Origin of the sequence: Saccharibacillus deserti, assembly GCF_013618475.1 — a bacterium.
Classification (GTDB): domain Bacteria; phylum Bacillota; class Bacilli; order Paenibacillales; family Paenibacillaceae; genus Saccharibacillus; species Saccharibacillus deserti.
In genome coordinates this window covers 1-13,165 of record NZ_JABJVN010000005.1, presented here as the reverse complement: position 1 = coordinate 13,165, position 13,165 = coordinate 1, and the positions used below count along the sequence as shown (strand labels likewise).

The window sequence follows — 13,165 nt, the reverse complement described above, 5'->3', positions numbered from 1 at the left end:
TCTTCGCACCATTCCTACCATTGCTCCCTAATCACTCAGTTGTAACGAAAAAAGCTGCATGAACAGTCCTCCCAAGTCGGATTGGATATAGAAAAAAGGTTTGTTAGTCGATACAATTGGAATAAATGGAATGGGAGTTGATCACACATGCACATTCCTAAACGAAAACTTCTTGCCCCGCTTATCGCCCTTGTTGTCTGGGTTATGCTCATCGCTTTGTTTGGCTTGTTCTCGCACTTTTCCTGGGCCGGATTCAGCTTGGTCGTCTATGTACTCTGCGTGCTGATTTACGATTCGATTCAAGCTTCCCGCACACGTACACTTCTGGCGATCACGGGCTTTGTCGTATCCTGCCTGAATGTGGTCAATGCCTTTTACCTGGAAGCGCAGGGTCTGCCTTTTAAAGGGTTTTTGATTTTGTTTTCATTGGCCTGTGCGTATGCTTTTCTCAAAATGAGCAGGGAAGCGGCGGCACGTTGACTCAGGCGCCGTTCAATCCAGCAGCCTCTTAGTGCGTATGATCTCGCTTTCGCTTGAGCTGGCTTTTATAAGGGGTTTGACTTCGATAAGGCCTTTCTTCTCGTCAATAATAGCCATACTCTGCTCATTGAATACATAACTTAGGTCCGGCTGTTTGCTGTATCCATTTACTGCATCCAGAATGATATCCGCTTCTTGGCTGTACAAATCGTATTGGTCTTCGGTCGCCGAAGCCAGGATCATATAACGGCCTCAACGATGGATAACCCTATAGAAAGATTCTTCAATGGCTCCCACCCTTTTCTTAGGGATCTGTGCTCGGCTTACATCCAGGCCCAAAGCTGATACATTTCGTTCGCGATGCCCCCGACCGCCAGATTCGGCAGTGCAAAAGCGGCCAACTTGTATTTCAATCGATGTTTCTCGCGATAGTCGGCTCCTTCATGGTTGGATCTGAATTGGTTATACCGGTAGAACCAGCGCAGCGTCACGTGAAGATGAACAGCCACGGCTACCGCGAAGATTCCGACCATCATGGTGAAAAAAACTAATATTTCCGGCATTTTCAGCAGTAAAGCCACGAGCAAAGATAGTGCCGACAACGCCAGTCCCGACAAAAACCACTTTACCAATAGAGTTCTCTTCCCTTTCTCTTCTATTCGAATCATCCTTTAAAAAAGATCAAAGATTATAAATCCTGTCCAGAATGATTCCCGCAATCTCGGACGGCTCACGGTGATCGGTCAGGATCTGCTCTTGGAATTTGTTCTCGCTAAAAGCGGACACCGCTCTGCGGGTATGTTCTTGATACCACTCCCCGAAAAGATCTCCCCGGCTTTCCACCCGTTTTCGGAGGGTCGCCTCGGAAGCGATCAGGCAAAAATGAAAAAATGCCGGATCCAGTCTTTTTAAGCCGCCAAAAATGCAATCGAAAGGCTCCGCTTTGTAGAGGGTCATAGGCACGATCAGCGATTTATTGTATCTGCGCTTCAATTCTTCGGCAGTCTTGACCACAAGAATCCGCCACAACTCCAGGTCCTGGAAATCGTCTGTTTGTTCTTCTTCGAGCCTGATCTCTTCCGGAATGATGTTTCTCAGCATATAGCCGACTTCCTCGGGATCAAAAATCATACTGTCGGGAATCGAAGACTGCAGCCTATGGGCCGCCGACGTCTTGCCGGAGCCGAAAGCTCCATTGATCATGACAATCAAAAGGGTCCCTCCGAACTGGCCGGAATCGTCAGCCGTTTCTCCCATTCGCCCAGCAGGGAACGAACCTCGTCGCCCGTTTGCCGGATAAAGTCGTCGACGATGCCGGGCGTAATGAACCGCGGCGGCACGTCCGGCTTGTGGGCAGGTTCTTCGAACCAGCGAAGAGTGCGCAGCCTCCATTCGTCCACTTCCCGTTCGGTCAGCAAGGGGTCCATCGCATAGGCAGGCACCCGCAGAAGGCTCTCCCAAACCTGTTCCTGCCACGGCGCCGTCTCGTAGAGCCGGAAGTCGATCCCGTCCGTGTCCACGTAATATCTCTGCTTGATCTCGGCTTCGGGAACTTCATCCTGCCGGACTTGGCGCTTGAAATCGGCGTAGACGCGGATTCCCCACAAATAGTCGGTCAGCACATGGGCAAAATAACCCTGGACGTACCGCTTCCAATCTTCTTCGGGATATCGGCCGATCCACGGTGCGTAATACGGCTCCAACTGCCCGGGCGTCGTCTCCTTGCCGCCGAAGTGGGTCCGCAGTTTGTCTTCCCGGCCGCTCCCCGCTCTCCTATGAATCGCGTCCGGCGCAATACTTCCAAGTACAAAAGCATCCGGAATGCGGCCGCCTTCGAAATAACGGTCCGCGACTCCCAGATGAACCATAGGCAGAGGCATAATGAATACTCCTTTTAAGAAAATGGATCCTGGTCCGTAAACCTTACTTTTATCTTGGTCAAGGTCCTAGCTGGATTTTTCCGGGCAACTTGACCGTCGAATAACACAGCGAAATGATCGGATCAAAAATGATCTGTGCCACCCGATCCTGCCCCACTTCCCGCTTCGGCTCAAGATCCGGATAGTTGTTGTCGACGAACTCATTGTAATTATGGAAAAAGTCGTCGACGGAAACGTGATGAAAAGGAATCTCGGACTGCTTCAGCAGCTCCTTGGCAATACTGGTTTTGCCTGCGCTTGAAGTACCGTTCAAAAATAGGATCGTTCCCGGCTTCACCATCATCATCCTCACTCATTAAATTGCCGCCGGAACTCACGATCGCTCTTCATCTTCGGAACGCTCCGTTTCCCCACCTGCCAGACAGAACGCGAGGATCTGCCTTACGCATTCGGGCGTCACGGCCTCTTCATGAACCTCTTCGTTCAACGGATAGAAGCCCGGCTGGATCCAGCGGCTCCGGATTACCTGCAGCTTCGGACACAGACTTCCTTCCGTGATTGGATTCAGGCGGTAAAGAGCGGCAAAATCCCGGTTCGGCGATACGATATGCAGCGCTTTCGCAAATTTCTTGTCCCAGGGGTCTTTGCCGACATACCAGTAAAACCCGTGGTTGTTGACGACAATCTTACGCTTGCGTTTGGCCGAAATCGCCAGTGGACTCACCTCCGCATTCTGCTGGCTCTTATTCGGCACTTAGACTGAGGTCTACTCCGTATTGAACCATCCCCAGCCGCTGCGCGACTCTTTGAGAATGCAAATTGTCCCAAGACGCGCTGTAGAGAGGATGATACCCGAGCTGCCGGACCTGTGCGCTCCACAATGGAAGCAGTCGTCCGGCCAGGCCTTTTCCTCTGTACGCTTCGACCGTATACAAGCTGGCTTCGATCGCCCGGTTTGATTTTCTCGCACTGCAGCAGACCGAAACGGCATGACCTTGATCTACCACGGCGACGACAGGACTTCGATAGGCGTATTGTTCATTGACGCTGCGGAAAAACCGATCCAGCACATGCCGGTTGGAGTCCCCGATCAGACAGACGCCGCTGTCCTCCGCGGGAAGAGCGAGCTGCGGAATGCTGTACGCCGGACCTATCCATATCTGGGTGACCTCTTGGTAGGTACGTAACGCTCGGCACAGCTGGACGATATTCAAGTCTTCCCGGGTCAACCGGTGAATTTCTTCGATTAAGGCTTGAGGCAGATCTGCACGAAAGTAACGGTATGCGGCTGTTCGAGTCCTGCCCACGAATAGAAGCGGCGCGCTCGGCTGGGGTCCGGGTTCATTAATGCCGAGGATCTTATGGCCGTCCAGCACATACAACGTCTCCGCCTGAATTCGCATCCACTCATTATCGCTCAACAACTCTTCACCCCCGTACTAGATAACGTTCGGTAATCGCATTTCGTTACAGTCGGTTTGTCGGATTTCTTTACTTTGCCGCTGCTTTTCGGTCGGCTCTCTTTCTCAAGGCCAGCACAAAAAGATTCCCGGCCGTAATGAACAAAGATAATGAATGTAGACCTATCAGCAGCCCCAAGTCCATACTGTTTTTGTCCTGCGTCAGCACGTAAAAGATCGCTCCTGCAGAAACAATAAGTAAGATTCCGGCAAGCAAGGTGATTCCCACTCTCATTTTATTGTTTTGCATGGCTTCACCCTCTATTCGTTAATTTGTAAGTTCTAATCATGAGGGCCGACCGCAAAAAACAGATCCGTACGCGCTCCCGTTTCGATCAATCTCGTTTTCGTCAGCGTCATCGGCAGTTCTTCAAGTTCTTCGAATAAACGCTGCCCTCTTCCCAACAGCATCGGCATGATCCCGACCTGCAGCTCGTCCACAAGCCCCGCTCTTAATAACTGCCGACCGATGCTCGCTCCGCCGACTACGGCAACGTCCCGCCCTTCAGCCGCCTGCTTCGCCATCTGGATCGCTTCTTCGATGTCATCCACGAACGTAAAGCTGAGCCGCTCGTTTTCCTTCGGCTTTTTGGCGGGAGGTTGATGCGTTACGACAAAAATCGGCACCTGAAACTCGTAGTCGATCGCGTAATGGTCAGGATCGCCTGCCAATTCGAAGGTCCGACGCCCCATCACGACCGCTCCGGTATCGCGAATCGCTTCCTGCATAATCTCGGACTTTCCGAATTCTTGATGATCGGGGTACAGGATCGAGATCCTGCCGTCCGCATCGTTAATGAATCCGTCGAGCGACATCGTCATGCCGAAAATCACTTTGGTCATGGTCTGCACGATCCTTTCGGGATGGGAGTATCCGGTTTGGCTTCAGCGCTGGATCTGCTCGATCTTAAGTCGTTCCACTCACTCACGTCGCACTGCCTCGAATCGTTACCGCCCACAGCCGCCAGCGTGCCGTCGGCACGCAGTCCGATCGTATGGACGCAGCCTGCGGCGACGGCGATCATGCTGTGCCAACCGCTGACATCGCACTGCCCGTATTCGTTTGAACCTGCCGCGATCACCGTTCCGTCTTTTTTCAGGCCGACCGTATGGTAGCTGCCCGCCGAGACGGCTGCCAGATCCTGCCACGCCGCAACGTCGCATTGGCGATGTCGGTTCGAACCCGCCGCTGCCGCCGTTCCGTCTGCTTTCAATCCCACGCTGTGCAGATAGCCCGCCGCAATCGCCGTGATGTCATGCCATCCTTCGGAGTCTGCCAGGCCGTAACGACGATTGCCAGTGCTCTTCACGGTGCCGTCCGATTGAAGGCCGAGCGTATGCCAGTCGCCTGCGGCAATCGCGATCATATCGCGCCAAGCGCCGACTTCGCATTGACCTTCGTTATTCCGGCCGACCGCAGCGACGGTGCCCTGCGCCGTCAATCCGACGGTGCGGCGCCATCCGGCGGCGATCGCTACAATTTCCTGCCAACCGCCGACTTTGCATTGTCCCTGCCGATTCCAGCCGGCGGCGGCCACCGTTCCGTCCGACCTCAAGCCGACTGTATGCGAGCTTCCCGTATTCGACGCCAGATGCACATTGCCGGCAGCAACGGCGACCATATCCCGCCAGCCGCCGACCTCGCATTCGCCCTGCCGGTTGTCGCCTACGGCGAGCACGGTTCCGTCGGCGGCAAGAACGGCGCTGTGACGGCGGGCGGCAGCGATCGAATACTGAACAGGCAAAACAGGCGGCGAAGATGACGGGATAGACGGAAGATGTCGCATGACCAGGCTCCTTTTGGTCGGTTTATGAAACTTTGATTGGCCTAACCGTTCTCGTCTTGAATTTCCGTACATCTATTCAACGCGATCATTCGATTTGCCATAATCAAGCTTATGATCCTGTTACGGATTTTATTTTGTGAATGAGTACATACAGGATGCCGCCAAAAAGAAAACCCGCGAATCCGATACTTAAAATCAGGATAACACCTGCCGTCAGAACAGGAGACTCATTGGTCGTGGACATATTAAAAAGAAAAAGCAGCGAACATAACACCGTCGGAATCCAAAACGATTTCGATCTTAAAAAAGCTTTCATTCAGCGCCTCCTTGGAATACGGATATATAGATAAACGCATGAGGAATCAGTTCTTTTGTTTTTCATAAATTTAACCCTTTTGCGGTCCTAGGCTCAACTCTCTCGAATAAGCTTCCACGACTGTTTCGAATAAACCAACCTAATCGGATAGTCCGTGATTTCATCCTTCAACCCGTAAACGCTGTCCATATCTCTATAATGTCCGACTGCCGTAAAAGGGATCCGAATTTCATCTTTCCCTTTTTGGATCTTCGATAAATCGATAAATAAACCTTCTTGAGTCGCTTCCAATAGAACGCGCGAGATATGTCGTGGGATAGCCCTAATCGATCTTCTCGTCCATTCCCGGAGTTTGAATACAAGGACTGCGGATAACATCCTTTCGTAATCCTCCAGATAGGTGACATAGAGTTTATTAAACCATCCGTCATCGTGTGCGTAATAAGCAAATCTCGCCTTGGGTATCTCGTTTAATGGCTTGGCAAGATGACCAAAGAACAGCAGTTCGGCGATTTGCGGTTCAGTCAGCCGATCGAGATCTTCTTCTTGCTCAACATCGACCCAGCAAAAATCTCCGTACCCATAGACGTCATCCTCAATTAATTCGTCTATTTCTGAAGAGATAACGTAATCAAATCCGCAGTTCGGATTTCGCTTCCCGTCTTCAAACTTATGCTTGAGCAAAATCAGGTTTGCCGGTCTAGGCTCCACACAAGACATAAATTCAAAAAATTCAATCCCATAGGAATAAAAGCAGTGTTGGTCGATTTCGCTGCCGCTCACATAGAGGATTTCTCTATTATCCTGTTTTTTCTTCATTTTCGGCTTGCTTTAAATGCTCGGACCGAGACGGCCAATCTTTTCTGGGCATCGGCCAATTCTTCCCGCATTTCCGATTGTTTCAGCGAGGACTCCGCTTGGTTAATCGCGGATCTTAGCGTGCCGATCGAAGAAGCCGTATATTGTCCTTCTTCCTTGCCTACCGGCGAATGCAGCAGCGGGCGGGCTTGATTCAGGGCATCCGATAGACGCATTCCTTCCAGAAAAGCCGAGTAGGTGTTTATGACGCTCGCTCCAGCGACGGTCAGCTCATTTTTACCCGATTTGGCGTCAATCGCGGACTGCATCGCCTTTGCGGCATTCTCGTAGGCTTTTCGCTGAAGCACCGCCTCTTTTGCGCGTGATCCCGCACCGGCTATTTCAGCGGCGTAATTCTCTTTGTAACGCTGCAGAAAAGAGACATTGTCCGCCCGGTCAAACGGTCTCAGATCATTAACATCCGCATTGCTGGATAAAAAGTGCTTGTAAGCGGCCTGTACACCCGCCTCTGTCGAGTCGGCTGCCAGCTTGGCCTGCGCTTCTTTGATTCCTTTTAACGCCAATAGTTCAATCTCATTCAGTGAATGTTCATTTTCGCCGTTGCGTACGGCAGCTTTCTCGTACTTCAATATTTTACCGAGAACATCCGCACTGCTGACCGCGCTGGCGTTATAGAGATCAATGGCTTTTTCCAGCTTGCGCGAAGCATAGAATATCTGATCTGCAGAAGCTTTCGGGTCGAAAGTGACCTTATTGGCCTGATTCCGGGCTAGATGCAGCTTCCGAAGCGCGTTCTCCGATGAATAAAAATCGGAAGCCGCCCCCGTGCTCAAGTTCATCATCCCCAGCTTGATCAAAGCCTTGCGAGAAGCCGTGATTGAAGTCCGCTTCGGATCGGCCGCGATAACGGGCGCAACAACTTTCGCCTGCACGCTTGCTGCCGAGGCCGCGCCTACAGATTCGCTCTGTATCAAAGCTCCTTTACTCCCGGCGCTGACAGTCGCGGTTTGCCGAACCGATGGGATCGTCTGTCCGTCTGCTTCATTGGCAAATACATTCGGCAGCGCATAAGCCCCGCCTCCCGCCACTAAAAGCACAAAGGCAGCCAACGGCCACTTTTTCCATTTTTTCGACTCTCCCCTGCTCAAACGAACCCCTCCTTTTTTTACTGAATATTTTTCCAATTCCAATCATTTTAAACTATTAAGATAGCGACGAACCTAAAAAGCCTTCCTTTTAGAAAAGGGAGGCTCTTTGCGGATGTTATACGCAGCCTGTATAGCGACCTCGGCCATTTCTTTTAACTTAACAAGATCTAAGCCTTCTAGTTCAAAATCTTTAGCTATACTCTCAAAGTAGGACCAATCGTTGTTTTCTTTTACCATCTGTATCTCTTTTATTAGGTTGGAGAATTCGTCGAGCCCTTCCATATCGAGGTAGAACTTTGCCAGCTTTTCAAATCCATCTTCATTTGGTGCATAACCTATGCCTGAAAAACTAACAATGTAGTGTTCAAAGTAATTCTCGGGATACTTATGATTTGCCCTTACCATTCTCCTCTATTCACGAAACGACCCAACCTTAGATAACTCTTAACCTAGGCTGAGTCGTTTGCTGTCTAAGTCTAATCCGTCAGTGCTCGCATGATGTTGGATTTCGCCTCTGCCGCAATCGCTTCATTCCCGTCATCGATCGCTTGCATCAAGATCAGTACGGGGATGTATACCGCGATCAGCCGCGCCAGCAGCTTCGTTTCCTCGTTCGCTCCTCCGTACGTTTCGAAAAACACGCCGCGAGCGTAAGGGGGCAAAAAGCTGTAAGCAGCGCTCAAATCGCAAGCCGGATGGCCTACGTTCAGATCGCCCCAATCAATGATGCCGGAAACGATTCCGTTCTCATCCACAAGCATATTTTTGAAATGAAGGTCGCCATGCAGCAGTACATTCACCGCCTCGACCCGGTCCGTTTGCAGCCTGCCCATATACGCTTCGATCACGCCGGACTCCTTCGGCGACAAGTGTTCAGCCACTTTTGATAGAAAACCTTCCAATTTCACTTTGCGCGCTGCGATGTCCGTCAAGTTTCGATGATCCTGCTGAACTCCGCACTCCAGCGCCGTCTGCACCGGAAACTCATGCAATCTCCGCAAAAATGCCGCCAGCTTTTCTGCCGATAAAGCGCGTCGTTCTTCCGTCAAACCGATAGGGAAATCTCCAGGCACGTAGGCATAGCCGAGAAAGGGTGCCGGGTATTCGTCACTGGCTTCGCCGTAAAACAACGGTTTTGGATAAGGGATGGTCATATAGGGCTCCAGCTTCGGCAGCAGCTTCCCTTCCGTCCGAATCGGGCCAACGGCAGCCGTTCTTCTTGGAAACCGGAACATGTACTCGTCACCGATGAGAAAAACCGTATTGTCCCAGCCCCAGCCCAATCGCTTCACGGGCTTCGCTGACAGCTGAGGGAATTGTCTGCCGATCAGCGTCCGCGCCAGATCTTCGCTAACCTCCCACTCCGCATCCCATACATTTGCTGCTCCCATGAAAGGTCTGCCTCCTCGCTCCTTGCTTAGACGTTTACATTCCTCGAAAGTTACGCCTAACTGCCCGTTGTTGGGCGAACACAGTTAGGTTTTGTGGTGATTTCCGATGACGTTCCTGTATTCACGTCCCGACGCATGTTGGGTGGCCGGGCCAAGGGCGAATGTCCGCCGCGTGAATATTATGTTATCTAAAGGAATCTATCATCCTGAATTACTCACAATGCCTTTATTAATTCTAAATTCGCATAAGTCGTTTCTGAAAATTCATGATCACCATAAATTCCGCTTGCATGATTAAACCCCGATTTAATCCAAAACTTTAAAGCCGGCCAATTTTTCACGGCTACGTTGATCCGAATCTCTTTATAACCTAAAGACGCTGTTACTTCTATAAATTGATTGATGACTTCTTGTCCAAATCCTTGTTTTTGAATATCTTTATCTATGTACAAAAATTCAAGATACATAGAATCTGTAGACGGATAACCATGATATACACTTAATATTCCTATTATTTTTTGATCTTCTTTATTTCGAATAGTTTGTATTCTATAATTTTCTAATTTACCACTCGGAGGTAGGTTTCCTTTAAAGAAACAATCTTTTATATGCTGCGGGTTGTAACTTTGGCCATCCCACTGGTTCATATACTTACTTGTTTCATAAATATCTTGTACCCGTGGAATTTCATCTTCTTTTAAATTGGACATCACAAGCCTTTGGGAATTCCATTTGTCTAAGATAAGCTTCATAATTTTGTCCCTTCTTTTTCACTTTCAATTCTTTCAGATCGCGTTCCTGTATTCACAACTCAGCGTATGCCAGGCCAAGGGCATATGCCCGCAGCGTGAATATTAGGTTATCGGATGCACCTTTCTTCTTTGGTCACGCCTTTACATCACTCTTTATCTTTCTTCTTTCATCTGATTTTTGTTCTTCAAATATTCTTGATTTTTATCGATTTTCGCTTTTCTTTTGAGCTTTATCCGATTTTAAAAATCTTCCGACTCTACTTCTTTAACTTATTGCCATTCCAGGTTTTCAAATCTTTTTTCATCGGTTCAATCAAGTTCTCAACTTATAAATATATGAACAAAGAAGCAGAAAAGAGTTCTAGTTACAATCTCTTTCCTCCTCAGCTTTTTTGTGCGATTCCGAATTTGATTCTTTTATTTTATAGCATGAAAAATAAAAGATTTCGCTTTTGAAGTTGCTTGTTCAAACTCCCAATCTCCATAAACTTGAACTTGTGAAAAGCTTGCTTGTTTTAAGGAATCATGGATTGTTTCTTGTGTTCTAAATTTCAATTCCATTTTTTCACGAATGATTACTTCCCCCGTGTCTGCTTTTTTTACCGTTTCATAAAACGTATAAACATCGTTCACAAACCCCTCATATTGCGTCCAAATCTCCAGCTTCTCTCCGGTCAACAAGTTTTTTGCAACATCAGGTGTTGTATCCGTAATCCATTGTTCCCATGCTTTAGCCAATGGATTGCGTGTATCAAAGATAAAGTGTCCGCCGGGTTTTAGAGCTCGATACGCATCAGCAACGACATTTCTCCAACTTTCTTCCGTAAGAAATACTTGTGCAACATTCGCTGTCATAATGATTGCTTCAAAGGCATTTGTTCGCAATTTTGTACTATCACCAATCATCCATTTTACGTCTCCATAAGACTCTTTGACTTTGGCATATTCAATTGCTTCTTCATTTGGGTCAATAGCTGTAACCTCATGACCTGCTTTTGCAAAATGGATTGTTAATCTTCCTGTGCCGCAACCCAAATCTGCTATACTCTTAACGTTAATTTTTTTTAATAATGCTAAAAAGAATTCATCATCTTTGCCCCAGCTATTAATTTGATCATATACCAATGGAATCATGTATTTACCTGCTTTCTAAAAATAATTACCGTCCCTAACAGAAGGCATTCTTCCATTCATAAATTAGGCGGTAAAACATATGTTCCCTAACCATTGCTTAGAAATTAATTACCTTTCCTCTTCATTTATTTCAAATCTTTTCATGTTGTATTAAGCTTAAAAATGTACTTCCTCTGGATTTAAGGTGTTTCCTATAACGTTCCTGTTCTTTGGAAATTCCTGCAGTATTTAAGCTCTTCTTATTCGATGCTTTATTCAGAAAATTCAATTAAAAAAGGATGACTCTTTTCATTCAATGCTTTTTGAATTCTGTCATTAAAATTTCCCCATGTTATCATTTTTCGGGCTTCTTCTAAAGTGAAATATCCTATTTCTTCACTTTCATCACTGGTAGTTAAAGCCCCACCAATCGGTTTTCCAGTAAATATATTGTTACATACACCGCGCGTGATATTTTGATATAACCCACAAAATTTAATTAATTCAATATCGATCCCTGTTTCTTCTTTTACTTCTCGAATCGCTGCCTGTCTGATTGTCTCTTTTTCTTCAATACAACCTTGAGGCATTTCCCAGCCTCTCCGACCTTTCATTAATAAAATTTCATTGTTTTCGTTGAGAACAATTACACTTGCAGAAACGATAAATTTCATTTGAATTCCTCCCCTAAGATTTGAATGATTTTCTTAGGTTTTGCATCTTTCAGATAACGTTCCTGTATTCACGAATCAGCGTATGCTGAGTGCCTGGCGAATGCCAGGCCAAGGACGAATGTCCGCAGCGTGAATATTATGTTATAGGATGTTCGGGCCTTCTTCGATATTGCTAAATTTTGTTTGATGATTATGGTGTTCGTTATGTGTCCTTTGAAAAAATCAGAATATCATCTCTTTTAATCCATCCTGCATTATTCCAATATTGATTGCCTATTTTATTGTTTCCGAGAACCATTAAGTGACATTTAATAATTCCTGATTTCTTTAAGGAGTCCAAAGCACTTTCAACTAGTCTTTTTCCTATTCCGTTTTTTCTATATTCTTTTGAAACTGCTACATGATAGAGAAAACCTCTTCTTCCATCATGACCACACAAAATTGTACCAATGATTTCTTCTGCGTCCGTACATACAAAACTATGTCCGTCATTTCTTTTCAAGAATTTAGAAATTGATTCCTCAGAATCAGAATCACTTAATCCCATGCCCTCTGTATTTGACCAAAGATCAAAAACTTTCAAATAATCATTCAGGTTCATTTCACGAATTTTATACTTGTTCAACAAATCACATCCTATTTTTAATGTTTATATGTTTTGCCCGAATTTCCTATAACGTTCCTGTATTCACGACTCGACGCATGTCGAGTGTCCGGCGTATGCCGGACCCAGGACGTATGTCCGCAGCGTGAATATTATGTTATATGCTGCCTGTGCCCTTCCAAATTCTCTTAATCTTATTTGGTCGTTTCCTTCTCTAATTCTATGCTTTCTTCCTATCTTTCTACAATCATTTTTTACCTCTTTTTCAATCTTTTATAGTCCTCTTTGATTTTAAAATCCTTTCCAAACTCTCTTTTTCATTTGTCTGATCTGAAGCGATTCTATGCTTCATATTTCGAGCATGGGCCTCATTTCTTAATCGTTCTTATATCTGTTAATTCCTTTGATTTTTAAATGCTCTTTACCCTAAACAAAAAACGCCGATAGGGAACTCGGCGCCTTGTGATTCTATTCTTTCCCTTATGGTTTCCCATTCTTTCAGGTTGCATATAACGTTCCTGTATTCACGACCCAACGAATGTTGGGTGTCCGGCGTATGCCGGACCAAGGACGAATGTCCGCAGCATGAATATTATGTTATAGGATGTCAGCAGCTTCTTCGAATTACTTACATGAAGTTGTTTACAAATTGAAATTGACTTTTATTTGCTTTGCAACTTCTTCGGCACTCAAATACGTGTTATTAATCCTTAAATAGTTTTCTTTTTGAATTTCTTCTGA

19 protein-coding genes are annotated in these 13,165 nt (G+C 46.9%); 1 reads left to right on the top strand and 18 read right to left on the bottom strand.

The genetic code is table 11. From position 1 onward, the window contains the following. Positions 1-147 precede the first annotated feature (147 nt). The gene (locus HOP44_RS13735) at positions 148-480 is read left to right on the top strand and encodes a hypothetical protein (protein ID WP_172254281.1); all 333 of its coding nucleotides are present in this window, start codon (positions 148-150) and stop codon (positions 478-480) included. Positions 481-492: 12 nt separating this feature from the next. Here HOP44_RS13735 and HOP44_RS13730 read toward each other — a convergent pair whose 3' ends face one another. The 18 genes from HOP44_RS13730 to HOP44_RS13645 all read right to left on the bottom strand — a co-directional run bounded on the left by HOP44_RS13730 (position 493) and on the right by HOP44_RS13645 (position 12,445). Further along, complete coding sequence (locus tag HOP44_RS13730; protein ID WP_172254279.1) at positions 493-723, bottom strand: hypothetical protein; 231 nt, start codon at positions 721-723, stop codon at positions 493-495. Positions 724-803: 80 nt separating this feature from the next. After that, positions 804-1,112: a hypothetical protein gene (locus tag HOP44_RS13725; RefSeq protein WP_172254277.1), complete on the bottom strand. Its 309-nt coding sequence runs from the start codon at positions 1,110-1,112 to the stop codon at positions 804-806. A gap of 49 nt (positions 1,113-1,161) precedes the next feature. Next, positions 1,162-1,683, bottom strand: a complete 522-nt coding sequence (locus tag HOP44_RS13720; protein ID WP_246369835.1) for an AAA family ATPase — start codon at positions 1,681-1,683, stop codon at positions 1,162-1,164. Between the two features lie 5 nt (positions 1,684-1,688). Next, on the bottom strand, positions 1,689-2,360 hold the full coding sequence (locus HOP44_RS13715; protein ID WP_172254273.1) for a hypothetical protein: 672 nt from the start codon (positions 2,358-2,360) through the stop codon (positions 1,689-1,691). Between the two features lie 58 nt (positions 2,361-2,418). Next, entirely contained in the window at positions 2,419-2,706 is a 288-nt protein-coding gene (locus tag HOP44_RS13710) for a phosphotransferase-like protein (RefSeq protein ID WP_246369834.1), read from the bottom strand. Between the two features lie 27 nt (positions 2,707-2,733). After that, a complete protein-coding gene (locus tag HOP44_RS13705; protein WP_172254271.1) occupies positions 2,734-3,084 on the bottom strand; it encodes a hypothetical protein in 351 nt (116 codons plus the stop codon). 19 nt (positions 3,085-3,103) lie between these two features. Next, the gene (locus HOP44_RS13700; protein WP_172254269.1) at positions 3,104-3,781 is read right to left on the bottom strand and encodes a GNAT family N-acetyltransferase; all 678 of its coding nucleotides are present in this window, start codon (positions 3,779-3,781) and stop codon (positions 3,104-3,106) included. Positions 3,782-3,851: 70 nt separating this feature from the next. Further along, positions 3,852-4,070: a hypothetical protein gene (locus HOP44_RS13695; protein WP_172254268.1), complete on the bottom strand. Its 219-nt coding sequence runs from the start codon at positions 4,068-4,070 to the stop codon at positions 3,852-3,854. Positions 4,071-4,102: 32 nt separating this feature from the next. Then, a complete protein-coding gene (locus tag HOP44_RS13690; protein WP_172254267.1) occupies positions 4,103-4,663 on the bottom strand; it encodes a dihydrofolate reductase family protein in 561 nt (186 codons plus the stop codon). After that, positions 4,660-5,607: an RCC1 domain-containing protein gene (locus HOP44_RS13685; protein ID WP_172254266.1), complete on the bottom strand. Its 948-nt coding sequence runs from the start codon at positions 5,605-5,607 to the stop codon at positions 4,660-4,662. The genes HOP44_RS13690 and HOP44_RS13685 overlap by 4 nt, the downstream gene beginning before the upstream one ends. 409 nt (positions 5,608-6,016) lie before the next feature. After that, the gene (locus HOP44_RS13680) at positions 6,017-6,742 is read right to left on the bottom strand and encodes a hypothetical protein (RefSeq protein ID WP_172254265.1); all 726 of its coding nucleotides are present in this window, start codon (positions 6,740-6,742) and stop codon (positions 6,017-6,019) included. Continuing rightward, positions 6,739-7,890, bottom strand: coding sequence for a hypothetical protein (locus tag HOP44_RS13675; protein ID WP_172254264.1), 1,152 nt, complete (start codon positions 7,888-7,890; stop codon positions 6,739-6,741). Before HOP44_RS13675 ends, HOP44_RS13680 begins: the two co-directional genes overlap by 4 nt. A gap of 72 nt (positions 7,891-7,962) precedes the next feature. Then, positions 7,963-8,295 (bottom strand): hypothetical protein, encoded by a 333-nt coding sequence (locus HOP44_RS13670; protein ID WP_172254263.1) that lies wholly within the window; start codon positions 8,293-8,295, stop codon positions 7,963-7,965. Between the two features lie 71 nt (positions 8,296-8,366). Then, positions 8,367-9,281 carry a phosphotransferase gene (locus tag HOP44_RS13665; protein ID WP_172254262.1) on the bottom strand — a complete coding sequence of 305 codons (915 nt, stop codon included), beginning with the start codon at positions 9,279-9,281 and terminating at the stop codon, positions 8,367-8,369. Positions 9,282-9,496: 215 nt separating this feature from the next. Continuing rightward, positions 9,497-10,033 carry a GNAT family N-acetyltransferase gene (locus HOP44_RS13660; protein WP_172254261.1) on the bottom strand — a complete coding sequence of 179 codons (537 nt, stop codon included), beginning with the start codon at positions 10,031-10,033 and terminating at the stop codon, positions 9,497-9,499. A gap of 417 nt (positions 10,034-10,450) precedes the next feature. Next, on the bottom strand, positions 10,451-11,167 hold the full coding sequence (locus HOP44_RS13655; protein WP_172254260.1) for a class I SAM-dependent methyltransferase: 717 nt from the start codon (positions 11,165-11,167) through the stop codon (positions 10,451-10,453). A gap of 251 nt (positions 11,168-11,418) precedes the next feature. Next, a complete protein-coding gene (locus HOP44_RS13650) occupies positions 11,419-11,820 on the bottom strand; it encodes an NUDIX hydrolase (RefSeq protein ID WP_172254258.1) in 402 nt (133 codons plus the stop codon). A gap of 202 nt (positions 11,821-12,022) precedes the next feature. Beyond that, positions 12,023-12,445: a GNAT family N-acetyltransferase gene (locus tag HOP44_RS13645; RefSeq protein ID WP_246369815.1), complete on the bottom strand. Its 423-nt coding sequence runs from the start codon at positions 12,443-12,445 to the stop codon at positions 12,023-12,025. Between the last annotated feature and the right edge of the window lie 720 nt (positions 12,446-13,165).

Bases quoted from the DNA above. Each gene is read 5' to 3' on its own strand.
- HOP44_RS13735 (WP_172254281.1), top strand. From the start codon at position 148: ATGCACATTCCTAAACGAAAACTTCTTGCCCCGCTTATCGCCCTTGTT.
- HOP44_RS13730 (WP_172254279.1), bottom strand. From the start codon at position 723: ATGATCCTGGCTTCGGCGACCGAAGACCAATACGATTTGTACAGCCAA.
- HOP44_RS13720 (WP_246369835.1), bottom strand. From the start codon at position 1,683: ATGATCAATGGAGCTTTCGGCTCCGGCAAGACGTCGGCGGCCCATAGG.
- HOP44_RS13715 (WP_172254273.1), bottom strand. From the start codon at position 2,360: ATGCCTCTGCCTATGGTTCATCTGGGAGTCGCGGACCGTTATTTCGAA.
- HOP44_RS13710 (WP_246369834.1), bottom strand. From the start codon at position 2,706: ATGATGATGGTGAAGCCGGGAACGATCCTATTTTTGAACGGTACTTCA.
- HOP44_RS13695 (WP_172254268.1), bottom strand. From the start codon at position 4,070: ATGCAAAACAATAAAATGAGAGTGGGAATCACCTTGCTTGCCGGAATC.
- HOP44_RS13690 (WP_172254267.1), bottom strand. From the start codon at position 4,663: ATGACCAAAGTGATTTTCGGCATGACGATGTCGCTCGACGGATTCATT.
- HOP44_RS13685 (WP_172254266.1), bottom strand. From the start codon at position 5,607: ATGCGACATCTTCCGTCTATCCCGTCATCTTCGCCGCCTGTTTTGCCT.
- HOP44_RS13680 (WP_172254265.1), bottom strand. From the start codon at position 6,742: ATGAAGAAAAAACAGGATAATAGAGAAATCCTCTATGTGAGCGGCAGC.
- HOP44_RS13670 (WP_172254263.1), bottom strand. From the start codon at position 8,295: ATGGTAAGGGCAAATCATAAGTATCCCGAGAATTACTTTGAACACTAC.
- HOP44_RS13665 (WP_172254262.1), bottom strand. From the start codon at position 9,281: ATGGGAGCAGCAAATGTATGGGATGCGGAGTGGGAGGTTAGCGAAGAT.
- HOP44_RS13660 (WP_172254261.1), bottom strand. From the start codon at position 10,033: ATGAAGCTTATCTTAGACAAATGGAATTCCCAAAGGCTTGTGATGTCC.
- HOP44_RS13655 (WP_172254260.1), bottom strand. From the start codon at position 11,167: ATGATTCCATTGGTATATGATCAAATTAATAGCTGGGGCAAAGATGAT.
- HOP44_RS13650 (WP_172254258.1), bottom strand. From the start codon at position 11,820: ATGAAATTTATCGTTTCTGCAAGTGTAATTGTTCTCAACGAAAACAAT.